The organism is Halomarina litorea, from assembly GCF_024227715.1.
GTDB classification, from domain to species: domain Archaea; phylum Halobacteriota; class Halobacteria; order Halobacteriales; family Haloarculaceae; genus Halomarina; species Halomarina litorea.
In genome coordinates this window covers 2318909-2336078 of record NZ_CP100448.1, presented here as the reverse complement: position 1 = coordinate 2336078, position 17170 = coordinate 2318909, and the positions used below count along the sequence as shown (strand labels likewise).

The following is a 17170-nucleotide window of genomic DNA, read 5'->3' as shown; positions in this document are numbered from 1 at the left end:
GAGCGATGCACACGCCGCACGCGTCTGACGGCCGTGTCACACTGACCCACTACGACCGAATCCGACACGCACGCGCGGACCACGACCGCTCTGCCACTCGTCCTCGAACCGCTCGGGTCGGGGCGGGCGCTGGCGGGCGTGCGAGAACGAGAGACGGAAGACGGGAGAACGGACGCCGGTTACTGTTCGGCTTCGATCGGTTCGAACTTCTCGAGGTCGATGGTCTCCTCCAGCAGGAACTCCTTCTTGTCGCTCACGTCGACCTGGTTGCGCGCGAGCTTCTTGAGCTTCGACTGCGGGGCGAGGTCGCCGATGAGGACGCCACCGACGACCTTGCCGTCCTTGATGGCGACGCGGCGCCACTCGGTGTCGGAGTACTTCTGCTCGACGGAGTCGTCGCCGAGGGTGGGGTGGCCAAAGGAGAGGAACGGGAAGTCGAAGTGCGTGATGGAGTACGAGGAGACCCACTCGAAGGTGGCCTCCTCGACGTCAGCACCCATGTCTCCGACCATGTTGCGCCCGGCGATGGAGCCCTGTTCCTTCGCGGACCCCCACGCGCCGTTCTGGGCCTGGTCGCCGAGGATGACGTCGTAGAAGTAGGTGAGGTCGCCCGCGGCGTACACGTCCTCGGTGTTGGTTCGCATGTGTTCGTCGACGACAATGGAGCCGTCGTCGGTGCGTTCGATGCCCGAACCCTGCAGGAACTCGGTGTTGTAGTTGAGGCCGATGGCGACGCCGACGAAGTCCGCGTCGTAGTAGTCGGCGTTGGGGTCCTCGACGCCGACGACCCTGCCGTCCTTTACGTCGAAGTGGTCGACGCCGCTCTCGAAGACGGGCGTGACGCCGTTCTCCCGGAGCGCGTCGTGGATGATTTCGGCGCCCTCCTCGCTGAGCGCGTAGCGCCACCAGGCGTTGCCCCGCATGAGGTAGTTGGCCTCGACGTCCTGCGCGCCGCAGATGGCCGCGAGGTCGATACCGAGCAGACCGGCACCGATGACCGCGCCCGTGTCGGCGGCTTCGGCGTGTTCGCGGATGCCCCGCGCGTCCTGAAACGTCCAGAAATGGTGGATGCCTCGCGCGTCGCTGCCGGGGACGGGGAGTTGTGTCGGCGTCCCGCCCGTCGCGATGAGGAGCGTGTCGTACTCGATGGTCTCGCCCTCGTGGGTGTGAATCTCGTGGGCGTCCGTGTCCACGCGGTTGACGTGGGTGTTCAGCTTGAGGGTGATGTCGCGCTCCTCGTACCAGTCCTCCTCGTGGATGGAGATGGGACCGGCGGGCATCTTGCCCTTGGCGAACTCCTTGATGAGGATGCGGTTGTAGAGGGCCTCGCCCTCGTCGGTGATGACGGTGACCTCGGCTTCGGCGTCGGCCTCGCGGATGGTCTCCGCGGCCGAACTCCCGGCGATGCCGTCGCCGATAATCACGTGCGACGCGCTCATGTTCCGAGGGTTGGATTCCCCCCTTAATGTGGGTTGCTATCTGGCGAACACGACACCCCGCGGGGGGCGTTCTGACCGCCCGCTACCAACATTGAAGGCCGTTCCTCCCCAACGCTCTGCCGATGAAAATCCGCCAGAACGTGCGCCACTGGGCCGCGAAGAAGGCGCTGACCACGCCGGTCGTGGGCGAGTTCGCCAACCGCAAACTCGTCGACCTCCACACCAGGATATTCCTCGGGAAGGCCGACGAGGCCCGGCAGGAAGAGCGCCGAGAGCACCTCGACGCGTTCTTCGACGCCACGATGGATGCCTACGTGGCCGCCCTCGAAGCCGGCTACACCGAGGCGCAGGCCCGCGAGGTGACTCACATCCAGGCCAACTTCGACTTCTTCAACCACGGCTGGACGGAGATGATGGAGATTCCCGCCGGGGAACTGGAGGACCACTACCGCCGCTACGAGGAGTTCTTCAAGCACTACGACGTGACCATCGACGACCCACTCGGCGCGTTCGCGCCCGTCAGCGGGGTCCCCGAGGCACCCACCACCCCCGAGAAACTGGAGGAAGGCGAGTTCGAGAACGCTGTCGCCGGCTTCGCGGACGACGTGTACGTCGAGGACGCGGCGGGCCAGATGTCCGTCGGCGGAGACACCGAGGAACCCGACGTGGACGTACGCGACGCCCCCGGCATGGGCGAGTACGACGACGATGAGGGCGCGAACGCGGACGACTGAGTATCGTTCCTCCACGGGGGACAGTCCCGAAACGTTATCGCACCGCCGACCGTTCGACCGTGCACAGCGATGGCTACGGGGTGGCTGCCCTCGGCGCTCGCGTCCCTCCTCTGGGGTGCCGTCGTCTGGGGTCTCGTCGTCGGTCTGCCGGCCAGGGCGTACCACGCGATGCGCCACGGCGGCGTCGAGCAGGTACCCGCGTGGGAGCGTCACTTGACCACCGCGGTGGGTGGGTCCCTGTTGCTGGTCTTCGCCGCCCAGACGGGCGGACGTCTCTCCGAGTCACTGATACATCCGCTCGCGGCCCTCGCACTCGGCGTCGTCCTGTTCGCCTACCCCGAGTATCGACTCAGCGGGGCCGCCTGAGGCGGGTCAGTCCTCAGCCTCGACCGACTGCCGAGGCCGGTCGTCGACGATGCCGTCCGCGACTTCGAACCCCGCCTCGACGGCGCCGTTGAGCGACCGTTCGGGGTACTGCGCCCGCGAGGCCATTCCCGCGTAGTACAGTCCATCCGCGACCGCCTCGCTCAGGTCGTAGGGCACGACCATGTCGAGGTAGCCGCGTTCGTACACCGGTGCGGTCCGGGGGTTGCGGGCGATTCTGACCTCCTCGACCGACGAGCGGTCGAAGTCGGGAAAGAGGTCGGCGATGCCGTCCAGCCACAGTTCTTCGACCGCCTCGTCGTCCATCTGCCAGAGGTCCTCGTCCAGCGACTGGACGTAACTCGCGACGTACAGCAGGTGGTCGCCGCCGTATCGCTCGGGCGGCACGAAGTTCGTGTGCTCGATGAGCGCCCCGAAGGGGGCGTCGTCGGCCACGTTGAGCCAGTAGGTGTCCGTCAAGGAGTCGTCCATCGTGACGACGGCACAGACCGACCCCTGAAAGTCGATGTCGCAGTCGTAGCCCGTCAGACCCTCGAGGACGTCCGGCATCGCGGCGACGACGCAGGCGTCCACGTCGTGGCGCTCGGTCCCCCCGGGCGTCTCGACAGTCATCGACTCGACGCGCTCCCCGAAGGCGACGTCGGTGACGCGAGCGTCTGTGACGACGTTCTCGCGACCCACCGCGTCCGCGAGGGCGTCGACGAAGGTAGCGAACCCGCCCTCGAAGTAGCCCAGTATCTCCCCCTTCGTCAGGTCGCGTTCGCCCCGGAACTTCACCCGGCCGAGGAGCCACGCCGCGCTGACGTCCTCTTTCCGGGAGCCGAACTTCGCGTCCAGCAGTGGTTCCCAGAAGTTCTCGTAGACGCCGCGAGTGGTGTGGGAGAGCAGGAACTCCCTGATGGGAACGTGTTCGAAGTCCTCGATGTCCTCGTAGGCGTTGAGGCGGGGTCGCCCCCCGCGCACGTCGACTTCGAACATCAGCATAGCGAGGCGGAACTTGTCGTACAGCGAGAGGTGTGGGTAGGCGAGAATCTGCCACGGGGTGTCGAGGGGGTGGACGACGCCGTCGACGTAGTAGGCGTTCTTGCCGACGCGCCACTCCACCCGGTCGCCGACGCCGACGTCCTCGGCGAGGTCGACGATGGTCCGTTCGTTCTTCGAGAGGTGGTGGTAGAACTGCTCGATGGGGTCGCCGCGCGTGGGGTAGGTGGCCGCGAGGCCGCCCACCTCGCTTCCGGCCTCGAACACTCGCACCTCGTGACCCGCACGCTGGAGGCGGTAGGCCGCCGCCAGTCCCGCGACGCCGCCGCCGACGATACCGATCATCGTCTTCCGTTCAGCGACCGCCCGGATGTGCCTTCCGCTCTCCGGCGGTCGCTGGGGCGCGGCGCTGAAGTTCCAGTCGCTAGCTTTTTCCGGGTTCTCTCGAAAGCGGGGGCAATGGTTACCGTCCGGGCGCCGGCGACGAGTGCGAACCTGGGTAGCGGGTTCGACGTCTTCGGCGTCGCCCTCGACCGCCCGGCGGATATCGTCAGCGTCGAACGCGCCGAGGAGACGACCATCGAGGTCACGGGCGTCGGCGCACGCTACATCCCCGAGGACCCGGAGCGAAACACGGTGGGTGCGGTCGCACGCGCCCTCGACGCCCCCGCCCACATCGAGGTCGACAAGGGCGTCAGACCCGCCTCGGGCCTCGGGTCGTCCGCCGCGAGTGCAGCGGGCGCCGCCGTCGCCCTCAACGAACTGTACGACCGCGGGTACACGCGCGAGGAACTCGTCCCCATCGCGGCGAAAGGGGAGGCCGTCGCCTCCGGCACCGCCCACGACGACAACGTCGCCCCCTCCATCCTCGGCGGGTTCACCATCGCGACGCCCGAGGGCGTCACGCGGGTCGACTCGGACCTCTCGCTGGTCGCCTGCCTGCCCGACATCGTCGTCTCGACGCGCGACGCCCGGAAGGTCGTCCCCGAGACGGCCACGATGGACCAGGTCGTCGACACCGTCGGCCACGCGGCCACCCTCGTCGCGGGGATGTGTCGCGGGGACCCGGACCTCGTCGGCAGCGGGATGGACGACCCTCTCGTGACGCCCGCCCGCGCTCGCCTCATCGACGGCTACGAGGCAGTCAGGGAGGCGGCCCTCGACGCCGGGGCGACCGGCGTCACCATCAGCGGTGCCGGTCCCGCCGTCCTCGCCGTCTGCCGGGACCGCACCCGGCGGACTGTCGCCGAGACGATGGTCGACGCGTTCGTCGCGGAGGGCGTCGACGCCCACGCCTACCAGACGCGCGTCGGCGCGGGCGCGACGCTCTACGACTCCTGAACGTACGACTCCAGAACGTACGACGCTCGAACGATTCGCGGACTACGCCGTCAGGAGTACGCCGTACGCGCCGCCGAGGATCGGCCCGTAGGTCATCGCGCCGACCACGCCGAACTCGACGAACGGTCCGCCACCGACGGCCAGCGCGAGGACGTACACGAACACCGCGAGCAGTCCGTAGGCTGCCCCGAGGCCGACGCCGACGGTGGCGAGCGCGGAGCGTTCCATCATCGGTTGCAGGGCGGCCCGCAGGTGGTCGTTGCGCGACGTCAACTGGATGGCCGTCGCCACGAAGTCGTTGATGCTCCGGGCGGCGACGGCCGCGAACCCCGCACCCAGACCGAGCGCGAGCGCCAGCCAGACCGCCCAGCCGACCGACAACGCCTCGGCCCCGACGAGCGCGCCCACCGACCGCAGACGCACCGGCCCCCCGAGGACGTAGATGAGCGCCCCCGAGACGAACCCCGCGACCGCACCCGCCGCGACTGCCGCCGCCACCTCCCGCCGCTCTGGTCGTGTCATGTGCTGCCACTCCACTGCGAGGTGGATTAACCTTGTCAAACGATGGTGAACGTTCCACGAGTGGCCGAACGCTTAAGCGAGGGACGCACATCGGAACGGGACACCGTATGGCACACCGATTTCCGAGCGAGGAGTGGATTCAGGCGTGGCAGGAGGCCGTCAACGACGACGAGGTGTACGGCGAGAGGGCCGCGGGGTGGGGCGTCGACTTCGACGGGGACATGCTCTTTCATCTGCAGGCCGACGACCGACTGCCCGAGGACCGCTACTTCTTCGTCGGACTGGAGGACGGCGCGGCCCACGACTGCCACGCGGTCGAGGACCCCGAGGCGGTCGACTACGGCTTCGTCCTCCGGGGCACCTACACCGACTGGGTCCGCATGACCAGCGGCGAGGTCGGTGCCATCGACGGCCTGATGAGCGGCGTCTTTGAACTCGGAGGTGACATGCAGAAGGTCCTCCGGTTCAGCGACGCCGCGGCGCGACTGGTCGACCTCGCCGCCACCGTCGACAGCGACTACGCCTACTGACCGTCCCGCCGCGCGCCCGGCGCTCCCCGATTCACCTCATCGTCGAGTGACCGCGCCATCACCCTGAGTCCGGGGTCTCCGTAGGTTCGGGCGTCGGCGTTGCAGTCGGTGTCGGTGTGGGAGTCGGCGTTGGCGTTGCAGTTGGTGTCGCAGTGGCCGTTGGTGTCGGTGTCGGCGTAGGTGTAGCGGTCGGAGTCGGTGTCGGGGTCGGTTCAGGCGTTGGGGTGGGTGTCGGCTCCGGAGTTGGCGTCGGCGTCGTAGTGGGAGTCGGGGTCGGCGTTGGGGTGGGCTCCGGTGTCGGTGTTGGTGTCGGCGCTGGCGTCGGCGTGGGAGTTGGTGTCGGCGTCGGCTCCGGCGTGGACGTCGGAGTCGGCTCCGGGGTGGGTTCAGGCGTTGGGGCAGGTGTCGGCTCTGGGGTTGGCTCGGGCGTCGGCTCTGGAGTTGGTTCGGGTGTCGGCTCCGGGGTTGGCTCGGGCGTCGGTTCAGATGTGGGCTCGGGCGTCGGTTCAGATGTCGGTTCAGGCTCCGCTGTCGGGTCCGTCGCCGGCGAGTCCGGGGACGTCGCGGGCGGCGACCCGGTCTCTACCGTCGTCGGGGTGGAGGTGGTCCCGTCCGGATCGGTGTCGGGCGGGTCGGACGCGGGCGGGTCGGTCGCCACCGGGGTGTCGGCGACGGTGTCGGTCCCGTTGGTCGGGCCGGGGTCGCCGGGGCCGGCCAGCAGGTCGCCGACCGCGCTGTAGGCGAAGTAGACCCCGGGGACGACGACGAGCAACACGCCGACCAGCACGACCGCCACGAACGCGTAGTCGTCAGAGTCCATCGTCGAGGTGCCTCCGCGTCTCGTTCACGTTCCCACACAGACCGGGGCTCCCCTTATACCCGACCCAACGGCCTCAAATTCGTGATTTTCCCACGACGAGACGTCCACGGAGGCGTCCCGACCGCGGGTGCGGGGCCCGCTGGACTGGACAAGCGTTATTGTCCGTCACCCAGATTGATGCACTGAGTGTCCCGAACGTCCCCCAACGAGCCGTGTACGGTGTTGATGTACCCGGACTACTCGGACAGCAACACCTACCAGCAGAAGCTCCGAGACGGGCTGACCGACCGCGGGTACGACGTCCAGCTGTGCCGACAACGAAACCCCCTTCCCCTGCTCGGTGCCGTCGTGGCACACGGGCGCCCGGACGTGTTCCACGTCCACTGGCTCCACCGCTCGTTCGTCACCGACTCCTCGGTGTTGACCTTCCTGCTCGGAGTCCGCCTCCTCCTCGAGATGGCCGTCCTCCGGGCGCTCGGCGTCAACGTCGTCTGGACGGTCCACAACCTCACCGACCACGAGGGCCGGTCGCCCCGCACCGAACGCGCCGTCCGGCACGTCGCCTCTCGTCTCTGTGACCGCATCATCGTCCACTGTCGGGCCGCCCGCGAGGCGGTATGCCGTTCCTACCGCCTCCCGCAGTCCGTCGAGGAGCGCATCGACGTCGTCCCGCACGGGCACTACGTCGGGAGCTACACCAACGACGTCTCGCGCGCCACCGCCCGCGACCAACTCGAGTTCGACGACGAGACCGTCTTCCTCTACTTCGGCCTCATCCGGTCGTACAAGAACGTCCCGGAGCTCGTCCGGACCTTCTCGACCATCGACGACGAGGACGCCCGACTGCTCGTCGTCGGCAACCCGTGGACCGACGACCTCGAGGCGGAGATTCGCGACCTGTGTGCGGCCGACGACCGCGTCCACCCGGTGCTGGAGTTCGTCCCCGACGACGACATCCAGCTGTACATGAACGCCGCGGACGTGACCGTCTTCCCCTTCTCCGAGGTGCTCACCTCGGGGACGACGATGCTGGGGATGTCCTTCGGGCGGCCCGTCGTCGCCCCGCGAGAGGGCTGCGTCGGCGAACTCATCGACGACGTGGGCGGATTCGCGTACGACAGCGCGGACCCGAACGGCCTCCGAGAGGCGCTCGTGGCCGCCCTCGAGGCCGACCTCGAGGGGATGGGCCGGCACAACCGCGAGAAGGTCGACCGCTTCGACTGGGGGACCGTCGCACGCAAGACCGACCGCACCTACCAGCGCGCCGGCTGTGAGCGCAACGAGTCGGTAACCCCGACGGCGCCGCGTTAGTAACCGCATATTCTTACCCGTTCCACTCCCTCGTCGGGACGATGGGATACACCGTTGCTATCATCGGCACTGGGGCGGACCCCGAGAAGAAAGACCGCAGTGGCTACGCGATGGCGTACCGACACGCACCGGGCTACCTCCGACTCGACGACTGCGAACTGGTCGCCTGCGCGGACATCGTCCGCGAGAACGCCGAGGCGTTCGCCGACCGCTTCGACATCCCCGAGGAGCACGTCTTCGAGGACTACGAGGCGATGCTCCGCGAGGCGCGCCCCGACATCGTGAGCATCTGCGTGCCCCCGAAGTTCCACGCCGACATCACGGTCGGCTGTGCCGAGAGCGGCATCCCGAAGGCCGTCCACTGCGAGAAACCCATGGCGACGACGTGGGCCGACTGCAAGCGGATGGTCGAAGCCTGCGAACGGAACGACGTCCAGCTTACCATCGACAACCAGCGCCGCTTCGGCGCGCCCTTCCGCGAGGCGAAGGACCTGCTCGACGACGGCACCGTCGGCGACCTCGTGCGAATCGAGTGGGCGGAGGACAACCTCTTCGACGCCGGCGTCCACGAGTTCGACCTCTGTCGGTACTACACCGACGACGCCCACGCCGAGTGGGTACTCGCGGGCGTCGACACCAGCGAGGAGAACGTCTGGTTCGGGTCGCGAAACGAGAACCACGGCCTCTCGCAGATCAAGTACACCAACGGCGTCTACTGTCTCGCCGCCACCGGCGACGGCATGGGCATGATCGGCTGTTACATGCGCCTCATCGGCGAGGACGGCGTCATCGAACTCGGCGTCGAGGACGGCCCCGCCCTGCGCTACCGCACCGACGGGAGCAAGTGGAAGACCGTCTCGACGAAGGACACCATCCACGCGCCCGACTACTCGCTGTTCCAGGCGGGGCTCCGGAAGGTCGTGAAGAAGGCGCCGTTCGTCTCGGACCGCACCATGGCCCGCCCGTCGTTCTACGAGCGGGCCATCGAGGAGGTCGTCGCCGCCCTCCGCGAGGACCGCGAACCCGAAATCTCGGGGCGCAACGCCCTCGCCGGGACCGAGCTGACCTATGCGTCCTGGGAGTCCGCGCGCCGCCGCGGGCGCGTCGACCTCCCGCTCGACATCGAGGACAACCCGCTGGACACGCTGTTCGGTGACGAGGACGACTCGGAGGGCGAGGCGGAGACGGTCGCTACGGAAGACTGACCGTCAGCAGGCTGTCGTTCTCTTCTTCCTCTCCCTCCGCTTCGTCGTCGTGGTCCTCACGCTCCGAGGCCGGGTCGTCGCTGTTTCCCCGTCCGCTGTTGTCGCTCCCGCTGATGTTCCCGTCACGGGGCGTCTCCGTCTCGGTGGGTGTCGCCGTCGCCGTCGCCGTCGGCGTCGGCTCCGGCGTGGGCGTGGGAGTCGGCTCTGGTGTCGCCGTGGGCGTCTCGGTGGGTGTCGCCGTCGCCGTGGGGTCCGGCGTCGGCTCCGGTGTCGCCGTCGGTTCGGGCGTCGCTGTGGGCGTCGCCGTCGGCTCCGGCGTGGGTTCCGGCGTCTCGGTGTCCGGTTCCGTCGTCGCCCGCTCCGTGGTCGACGGCGCGGCCGTCTCCGTCGCGTCGGTGGTCTCGGCGGACGTCGTCTCCGTCGCGTTGGTCAGGTCGGTGGAGTTGTTGCCCGGCGGCCCGGCGGGGGCGTCGGTGCCGGCCAGCACGTCGCCGAGCCCGGTGAGCGCGAAGTAGCCGCCGGGGACGACGACCAGTGCGACGCCGAGCAGGACGACTGCGAGAAATCCGAGGTCGTCTCTCTGCATGAGCTGGTCACGAGGACGGACTCACCGACCTTAGTTAGCCGACCGAAAAGCTCGGGAGATAGACGGAACGGTCGCGAAACGGTCGAAACGGTGTCGAACTGTCCGATCAGACGCCGCGGCCCTGGAGTTTCTCCTCCTCGGGCATCCCGGTGTTCGACTGACCCTTCATGCCGCGGCCGATACCGGTCGCGATCTCCGCGAGTCGCTCGGGGTCGTCCCAGTTGTTGACCGCCTCGACGATGGCCGACCCCATCGCCTCGGGGTCCTCCGCGCCGAAGATGCCGGACCCGACGAAGATACCGTCACAGCCGTGGTGCATCATCAGGGCGGCGTCGGCGGGCGTCGCGATGCCACCGGCCGCGAAGTTGACGACCGGCAGACGCTCCATCTCGGCCGTCTCGTGGACGAGATCCGCGGGTGCCTCGTGTTCGCGCGCCCACTTCTCGCGCTCCTCGAAGGTCTTGCCGACCAGTTCGCGGATGGCCGACTTGATGGCCCGCTGGTGGGTGACCGCCTGGTTGACGTCGCCGGTGCCGGCCTCGCCCTTCGTCCGAATCATCGCCGCGCCCTCGTCGATGCGACGGAGGGCCTCGGGGAGGTTGCGCGCGCCACAGACGAACGGGGCGGTGAACTCGCGCTTGTCGATGTGGTACTCGTTGTCCGCCGGGGTGAGCACCTCGCTCTCGTCTAACATGTCCGCGCCCGTCGCCTCCAGAATCTGGGCCTCGGTGGTGTGCCCGATGCGGCACTTGCCCATCACGGGGATGGACACCTCGTCGATGATCTCGCTCAGGGCCGCCGGGTCGGCCATCCGGGCGACGCCGCCGCGCTTGCGGATGTCCGCGGGGACCGCCTCGAGGGACATGACCGCCACTGCGCCCGTGTCCTCTGCGATGCGGGCCTGTTCGCGCGTGACGACGTCCATGATGACGCCGCCCTTCTGCATCTTCGCGAAGCCTCGCTTGACGAGGTCCGTCCCGCGCTTCAGTTCCTCGATGTCCGTCTCGTCGCTCATATCCCCTCGTCAGGACGGAACGCACTTAACGCGTGTCCTTCCGTCGTCGTCCGGTTCGCGACCGGAACCCTCCGCTCCGACCAGCAGGGTTTTGCCGCCGTCTTCCGACGCTCCCTCATGGCATCAGACGGCGCGCCGGGGGGCCGCCTCGCCGCCCTGCTCGACGGGCCGCTCCCCCCGCGCGAGTCCCTCCCGTGGTACGTCGCCCCCCTCCCGGACGCGCTGGAGGACTTCGGCCTCCGCCTCGCGTACCTCATCGCGGGCGTCAACATCGTCGGCACCGCGTTCGGTTTCTGGTACTACGGCATCCACCCGTTCTCAGACCCCGTCGTCGCCGGGCAGTTCGCCCGCACCCCCACCTACATGTGGCCGTTCGTCCCCGACAGCCCCGTCGCCACGCTGTTCATCGGTCTCTCGTTGCTGGGCTGGCGACTCGGCTGGGACGCCCCGTGGTTGGACGCACTCGCCTTCTATGGTTGTATCAAGCTCGGCGCGTGGACGCCGTACGTCCTCACCGTCTTCAGCGCCGACTTCCTCGCCACCACCGAACTGTGGCTCTACGCCTTCCTCTTTACGAGCCACCTCGCGATGATCGTCGAGGCCTTCCTGATCCATCGCTACAGCGACTTCCCCGTCTGGGCCGTCGCCGTCGCCCTGTTCTGGTACGGGCTGAACGACCTCGTGGACTACTTCGTCCCCGTCGCCGGTCTCCACCACACCGGTATCCCCACCGAGTGGACCGGGTCGGGCTTCGACCACACCCTCCCGGCCCACGAACTTGCCGCCGCCGGTGCCGTGGTCCTCACCCTGCTGGCGACGTTCCTCGCCCTCGCGACGCGCGTGAAGAAACTGGAGAACCGGTCGACGGGCCAGTAGCGAAGGTGGTGCGGGGATGCGGGGGACTCAGCGCTCGTCGCCGTCCGCGTGCGAGCGCACCCACAGGCTTCCGATTCGCGACAGGCGCGTCCGGTAGGACTTTCCATGCTCTTCCTGTTCGATGTACCCCTTCCCGCCCGGGCCCAGTCGGTCGACGTTGTAGATAACCTTCGACCGGAAGGAGTCGGTGTACTCCTCGCCCAGATCGCGGGCGAGCGTCTGGGCCAACTCGGAGACGGACTCGAAGACGCCGTGCTCCCCGAGGGTGAACAGGATGAGTTCCTCGAAGGGCTTGACGTTCGAGAAGGAGGCGACGGGGAGTTCGACGACGTGACCCCCCGCTATCTCCTTCGCGCCGATGGTCGTCCCGCGCTCGTCGAACTCCGAGAGCAGGTCACGTGCGCCCTCCAGCCACTCGTCGACGCGCTCCGAGTCGACGCTCGAATCGCGCACCTCCGCCAGCAGGTCCAGTCCCTCCCGCAACTCCTCGGCGAGTTCCGTCTCGAGGTACTTCTCGGGGACGGTGTAGTAGGTGTGCAGGCGGTCCCGGTCGCTCTGTCGCTCGACCATGATGGAGTGGGCGGCAGTAGCGAACGCGAAGGAGACGGTGCGGGGCATCGAGGAGACGTTCACCCACACTTCCCCCTCCTCGCGCCCCTCGCGGTCCAGTTCGGCGTTGACGAGGTCGTACGCCTGCTCGAAGGCCGTGTCGTAGTCGTAGACGTCCTCGATGACGAACCGCTCCGTCTCGGCACCGAGGAGGTTCCGGAAGTCCTTCTCCAGTTTCGTCGCGAGGTTCCGCGAGTACTCGACGTTGGCCTCGCTGCCCACCGCGCCCTCCAACAGGATGACGCGGTCCACGTCGAGTTGGTCCCGGACGAGCGGGGCGATGAGCCGGTCGTAGTCGAACCCGACCGGGACGATGTGCGTCTGCATACGTGACATGGCGGTCTGGTACTTATAAAAAGTACCAGACGCCGGACCACTCAACCACACATTACCGATGTTTGCCCCCGCGCCGTCGCGGGCTTCTGAGGAATCGATGTAGGCTGGTAGCTTAGTTTTTTGGCTGAGACGACCTGCCCCCACACCATTTGACCGTTATCGCACCGCGACAAGCTTGTCAAACGTGGTGAGCAACTGGCGGGCGTACCAGTTGGTTAGCTCGTTTGATAACCCATTTGAACAAGACGGGCACCCCCGGTCACACTCTTCAGCACATGGTCGGGCCACCGGCCTACGATGACAGTGGGGCCGGGGATTGACCCTTGGCCTTCCCTGCGCGCGGAACTATTAATTGGCCCTCGAAAATCCGACACCGGCCATTAGTCCTACAGACTATATTTATGTATTCCTCTAGCACACCATCTCTTACCTTGGCATTTATGAACCTCTACTAGTCATCGACTCATACAACAATGGCCACATGTCCACCCCCAGCGAACCCCTGTATGAGGGAGGCTGGCTATTGGAACGTACGTAACTGAGCATTGATGTACTCAGATGATGATAAAGCCTCCCCACCCCCTTTTGACACGAAGCGGATGCGTGCGTGCTCTGTAGTAGGTGACTCCGAGACAAAATTTCCAGTTTCAGCTACCAGTAACACGCTCATGATTTTGAGAATGTTGACGAGAAGTTGGGGGGTAGATAACTGCTGCTCAAATCTGCGGTGGCAGTACGGTAGCTGGAATGTGAGAAAGGAGTGAGCGACGTACTATTGTGGTGACGGTGGCGAAGTCGCTTGAGCGCATCTCTTGTTGTGTGTTATTATAGACGGGCAGGGTACAGACCAAAAGTGTAATGGTGGATTGTAACCCATGTCGAGAAAATTTTATTTGAAGGTAAAATTTCCGTATCGCTGGCAACTACTGGTTCAGTGATTCCTTGAGAGCCGTTTTGAGCAATTAGTAGTCAAAATATGATGTTTGGTACTAACCTAAGTAAGAAATACAATAGCGGCTAAACTGAGGAATCCTCAGCGATTTCAGGAATGCCTCAGTTCTGCCCATGTTGGTTGTAGAACTAACGCCATGGTCGTGACGATTCCCTACATTCCATCAGAAGTCTACGTAGACGTTTCTTTAGACGGTTTACGTAACCTATATTCCATCAGAAGTCTACGTAGACGTTTCTTTAGACGGTTTACGTAAGATTCTAAGTAAGACGGGCACCGGGTACCTGCGTCTCGTGCGGTGCGGTGCTGTTGCGGTGTTGTGCGGTGCTGTGCGGTGTGTTGCGGTGCTGTGCGGTGTTGTGCTGTTGCGGTCGCGTGCGTGGTTGCTGTGCTGTACGGTGCTGTGCGGTGCGGTGCTGTAGCCGCTGCTGGAGTCGTCTGGAAAAATTTGTTAATTCACACAGGCTGCACGAAAAGATGTTGTTTGTAAATTTCTATACATGGGTGCCATTCCCATGGACAGTTCAATTTCCCCAACGATTGGCACAGATTCGTTCATGAAATCATGATTCACAAAAATTCATATGTTGGCAAGTTGTTCATGGTAGGCAGCATCGACACGCGCCACGGCTTACCATGCAAGCAGGCTGACAAATTGTGTGCGTCACTGGTGCGGCAGAGTGTACCAAGTGTCTGCCTGCCCGTCACGAACAGATGTATGCGTCACTTGCTGCTTAGCGGAAAGCGAAAGCCCGCGTAGCGCCGGAGGCACGGGCACGAACGTGTAGGTGGGTGGGGATGTCGTCCGTCCAGTCACGTCTATAGCACACGGCGAGGCGTCTTACCAAACAACTTAATACATGTATCTTAGTTTATAGTACATACCATGCGCCAACTTAGCATGGACTCGATAAGCGAACAGGAAGCCATGTCAAGAAGTGACTCTGGTGAGCAGCCGCTATTCATACCCGATGAAACTCCGGTATTCTCAACAGACCCATCAAATATTGAGTATACATGTTACAACTGTGACAACGGCTTAGCTGAAGTATTTCCAAATTTTCACATACTTGCTACTATTCAGTGTCCTGACTGTGACTCGTACAATGAGTTTCCTCATAGCGCATAACAGTACTGTAGTCTCTCAGTGTATTTCATGGCTCTGTTGGGAGGCAATTCTGAGAGGGCTTCAAATCGGACTCACTGCCGTAATTGGACTTGTTGCACCATTGTATCCCCGGTTCTCACGGTATAGGCGTCAAGCGACAGATGGAATAGACACGCTGGAAGAAATCGTATTCAAATCCGGGTCGGTACGGGTAGGCGTAATCGAGACGGGAGAGGACGGATTCAAGGAGTTAGTAGAAGCGGTTGACTCGTATTATCCACTCTCAGGCGAGGTTCAGCGTATCAAGGTAGCAGTTGGACATCCCAAGTCGATAGAGAATCAACTAAATATGGAACTTGGGGCAATGGTTGGCCCTAATGCTATTGTGTTCGCTGAGTACAAAGACAGCGTAGAGCGAGAACACGATATAATCACATTCCACCCGTTTGACCCGGCCCAAACCCTGAAACTCACAGAACTACGGCGGTGGGTCCAGTCACGAACGCGGGACAAAGGTAATGCAATCGTAGTTGCGGCTACCCTTCTCTGGACCGTGGTATCAATGACTGTCGTAATTTGGCTATAAGCACTTCTCGTATAACGTTGTTAGCACACAGAACTGACGTTCAGGCAGCAGGGCTGGTCTACGCTGGTGGCTTTGACCAGTAGGGGCCAAGACAGGAATGCGAGCAGAGTGGGTGGCTGCTAAGCGGTGGCGGTATAGTGAAAGCTCACGCAGTCGGGTGAGCAAGACTGTGGGAGAGTATAAGCGGAGGTATCGGTAATGCCGAAATGTTTGATATACTGCTATATTAGACGTTTGAATGTACTGTCAAAGAGTACGTTCTCATGAATTAATGTTATCACAGATACCAATGAATCCGAGTTATGAACGTAAACAGACTTGCCATAGACACAATCCACCCGGTTCGAGGTGGTGCTATTGTCTGACTCCGATTCTGATTACTCTAAAATGTCGAAGGTGGATATGGAACGCGAGTACACGTCCTCAAAACGACCGTGGATGCTCTATATCCAGTACATTCTCTACGGGTCGTTCACAGTTAGTCTGGTTTTGGGCACTATTGGCCTCGGACTGTTGGGAATCATTAGTTTAGCAACTGTCTCTGGAATAGGAATTGCAATGTTCTTCGCATATGGCATTATATTCTCTCTTTCACTTGTACTGTCTTTCTACGTGGGAAAACATGTCGTGTCACGATTAGAAGCGCACCGCTTGTAAAAGAGATACAGAGCTGGCAAACTCGTCGTCAAAAGAATGTATGAGCCCTGCCCGTCTTGCTCAGGTTAGTGTGCTACAGCCCGTCCAAATACCCCCGCCTTTGCTCCACCTTCACCTCCTCTGACCGTCTATCGTAGTGCGCTTCCAGCACATCGGGACTCACGTTCATGCGGTCACTGACCACTTCCACCGGCACATCCTCGGTCAGATGGTGGGTGATAGCTCCTCGTCGCCATGCGTGTGGGCTACGTGACGATGGACACACGGACGGGGCCTTCTCAGGTGGGGTGAGAGCTTGGCAACTGTCCATGTCCCGACCATGCGGACACTCGCCACCGTTGAACTGACACGGGTGAGTCCACTTGTAGCAGGTTTCTCGAATCGTGGACTTGGACACCCGTCCGAACTGCGTGGTGAACAGCGGTTGCCGACCATGGTCGTCGGCAACTTGCTTGCGCGTGTGGTCTACGTAGTCGTTCAGCACTTGGCAGGTGTCCGGACTGAGCGCAATCAATCGCTCTCCCTTCTCTTTGTTCTTGAGGGGCGTGCCTTCTCGGTGGACAGCACGTAGCCATGCGTTTTCCGGGTCGTAGTCCTGCACGTCGAACGCCCGCACTGTCCCTGAGCGTGCCCCACATCGCCATAGGACGGTTAGTAGTGCGTGGTGCATGGAAGCGTGCTGGAATCGTCCGAGATGCGTCAGGACGTCTTCTGCTTGCTCCTTGGCTACCAGCACGTCACGTTCCCGGTCCCCTTGGCTCAGCGATGGGGAGAGTACCTTGTTGTGCAGGTCGGTTACCACCGCGTCGATGGATTCACAGAAACGGATGAACGACCGTAGCGTGTCCATCTGTCCCTTGAGAGAGACGGGTGCGAGGTGGGTTGCTCGGTCCTGCTTGAACTGTAGCAGCTTCCTCCCGGTTAGGTCGTTGAGGTTGCCGACGTCTTCCCGCTCGCACCACTCGGTGAAGTGACTCAGCTTGTATTCGTAGGACGAGAGGGTTTCCGCAGCAAGTTCGGCTTGCCGGTCGGTCAGGTAAAGCTCAACTGCCGTGTCGGGCGCGATTGGTTCGAGGGTTGCGTCGGTGTTTGCCATTAGCAGACTCCGAAACCCGCGCGGAGCGCAGCGGGGCGATGAGCCGGTCGTAGTCGAACCCGACCGGGACGATGTGCGTCTG

The 17170-nt window shown here is 63.9% G+C and carries 16 protein-coding genes; 9 read left to right on the top strand and 7 right to left on the bottom strand.

Annotated features, from left to right (window positions below; all coding sequences use genetic code 11):
- Window positions 1-179 precede the first annotated feature (179 nt).
- A complete protein-coding gene (locus NKG96_RS12905) occupies window positions 180-1439 on the bottom strand; it encodes an NAD(P)/FAD-dependent oxidoreductase (RefSeq protein WP_254535379.1) in 1260 nt (419 codons plus the stop codon).
- A 122-nt stretch (window positions 1440-1561) separates the two neighbouring features.
- On the opposite strand from NKG96_RS12905, the gene NKG96_RS12900 reads away from it, so the two are divergent.
- Window positions 1562-2173: a DUF6149 family protein gene (locus tag NKG96_RS12900; protein WP_254535377.1), complete on the top strand. Its 612-nt coding sequence runs from the start codon at window positions 1562-1564 to the stop codon at window positions 2171-2173.
- Between the two features lie 69 nt (window positions 2174-2242).
- Window positions 2243-2539: a hypothetical protein gene (locus tag NKG96_RS12895; protein ID WP_254535375.1), complete on the top strand. Its 297-nt coding sequence runs from the start codon at window positions 2243-2245 to the stop codon at window positions 2537-2539.
- Between the two features lie 6 nt (window positions 2540-2545).
- On the opposite strand, the gene NKG96_RS12890 is transcribed toward NKG96_RS12895, so the two are convergent.
- A complete protein-coding gene (locus NKG96_RS12890; RefSeq protein WP_254535374.1) occupies window positions 2546-3883 on the bottom strand; it encodes an NAD(P)/FAD-dependent oxidoreductase in 1338 nt (445 codons plus the stop codon).
- 114 nt (window positions 3884-3997) lie between these two features.
- On the opposite strand from NKG96_RS12890, the gene NKG96_RS12885 reads away from it, so the two are divergent.
- The gene (locus tag NKG96_RS12885; RefSeq protein WP_254535373.1) at window positions 3998-4879 is read left to right on the top strand and encodes a homoserine kinase; all 882 of its coding nucleotides are present in this window, start codon (window positions 3998-4000) and stop codon (window positions 4877-4879) included.
- 42 nt (window positions 4880-4921) lie between these two features.
- On the opposite strand, the gene NKG96_RS12880 is transcribed toward NKG96_RS12885, so the two are convergent.
- Window positions 4922-5401, bottom strand: a complete 480-nt coding sequence (locus tag NKG96_RS12880; protein ID WP_254535371.1) for a hypothetical protein — start codon at window positions 5399-5401, stop codon at window positions 4922-4924.
- Window positions 5402-5508: 107 nt separating this feature from the next.
- Between NKG96_RS12880 and NKG96_RS12875 the strand changes: the two genes are divergently transcribed.
- From NKG96_RS12875 to NKG96_RS12860, 4 genes are all read left to right on the top strand, one after another.
- A complete protein-coding gene (locus NKG96_RS12875) occupies window positions 5509-5931 on the top strand; it encodes an SCP2 sterol-binding domain-containing protein (RefSeq protein ID WP_254535369.1) in 423 nt (140 codons plus the stop codon).
- A gap of 488 nt (window positions 5932-6419) precedes the next feature.
- Window positions 6420-6671, top strand: coding sequence for a hypothetical protein (locus NKG96_RS12870; protein ID WP_254535367.1), 252 nt, complete (start codon window positions 6420-6422; stop codon window positions 6669-6671).
- Window positions 6672-6937: 266 nt separating this feature from the next.
- Window positions 6938-8062, top strand: coding sequence for a glycosyltransferase family 4 protein (locus NKG96_RS12865; RefSeq protein WP_254535366.1), 1125 nt, complete (start codon window positions 6938-6940; stop codon window positions 8060-8062).
- Between the two features lie 41 nt (window positions 8063-8103).
- A complete protein-coding gene (locus tag NKG96_RS12860) occupies window positions 8104-9267 on the top strand; it encodes a Gfo/Idh/MocA family protein (RefSeq protein ID WP_254535365.1) in 1164 nt (387 codons plus the stop codon).
- Here the strand turns inward: NKG96_RS12860 and NKG96_RS12855 are convergent.
- Both NKG96_RS12855 and pdxS read right to left on the bottom strand, forming a co-directional pair.
- Entirely contained in the window at window positions 9254-9853 is a 600-nt protein-coding gene (locus tag NKG96_RS12855; protein WP_254535364.1) for a hypothetical protein, read from the bottom strand. The two genes, NKG96_RS12860 and NKG96_RS12855, sit on opposite strands and share 14 nt — an antisense overlap.
- 106 nt (window positions 9854-9959) lie before the next feature.
- The gene (gene pdxS, locus NKG96_RS12850; RefSeq protein WP_254535363.1) at window positions 9960-10868 is read right to left on the bottom strand and encodes a pyridoxal 5'-phosphate synthase lyase subunit PdxS; all 909 of its coding nucleotides are present in this window, start codon (window positions 10866-10868) and stop codon (window positions 9960-9962) included.
- Between the two features lie 117 nt (window positions 10869-10985).
- On the opposite strand from pdxS, the gene NKG96_RS12845 reads away from it, so the two are divergent.
- Complete coding sequence (locus tag NKG96_RS12845) at window positions 10986-11744, top strand: DUF1405 domain-containing protein (protein ID WP_254535362.1); 759 nt, start codon at window positions 10986-10988, stop codon at window positions 11742-11744.
- Between the two features lie 27 nt (window positions 11745-11771).
- On the opposite strand, the gene NKG96_RS12840 is transcribed toward NKG96_RS12845, so the two are convergent.
- Window positions 11772-12680: an HFX_2341 family transcriptional regulator gene (locus NKG96_RS12840; protein ID WP_254535359.1), complete on the bottom strand. Its 909-nt coding sequence runs from the start codon at window positions 12678-12680 to the stop codon at window positions 11772-11774.
- A 2067-nt stretch (window positions 12681-14747) separates the two neighbouring features.
- Here NKG96_RS12840 and NKG96_RS12835 point away from each other — a divergent pair.
- Window positions 14748-15335 carry a hypothetical protein gene (locus tag NKG96_RS12835; RefSeq protein WP_254535358.1) on the top strand — a complete coding sequence of 196 codons (588 nt, stop codon included), beginning with the start codon at window positions 14748-14750 and terminating at the stop codon, window positions 15333-15335.
- Between the two features lie 730 nt (window positions 15336-16065).
- Here NKG96_RS12835 and NKG96_RS12830 read toward each other — a convergent pair.
- Complete coding sequence (locus tag NKG96_RS12830; protein ID WP_254535356.1) at window positions 16066-17088, bottom strand: tyrosine-type recombinase/integrase; 1023 nt, start codon at window positions 17086-17088, stop codon at window positions 16066-16068.
- Window positions 17089-17170: the final 82 nt, after the last annotated feature.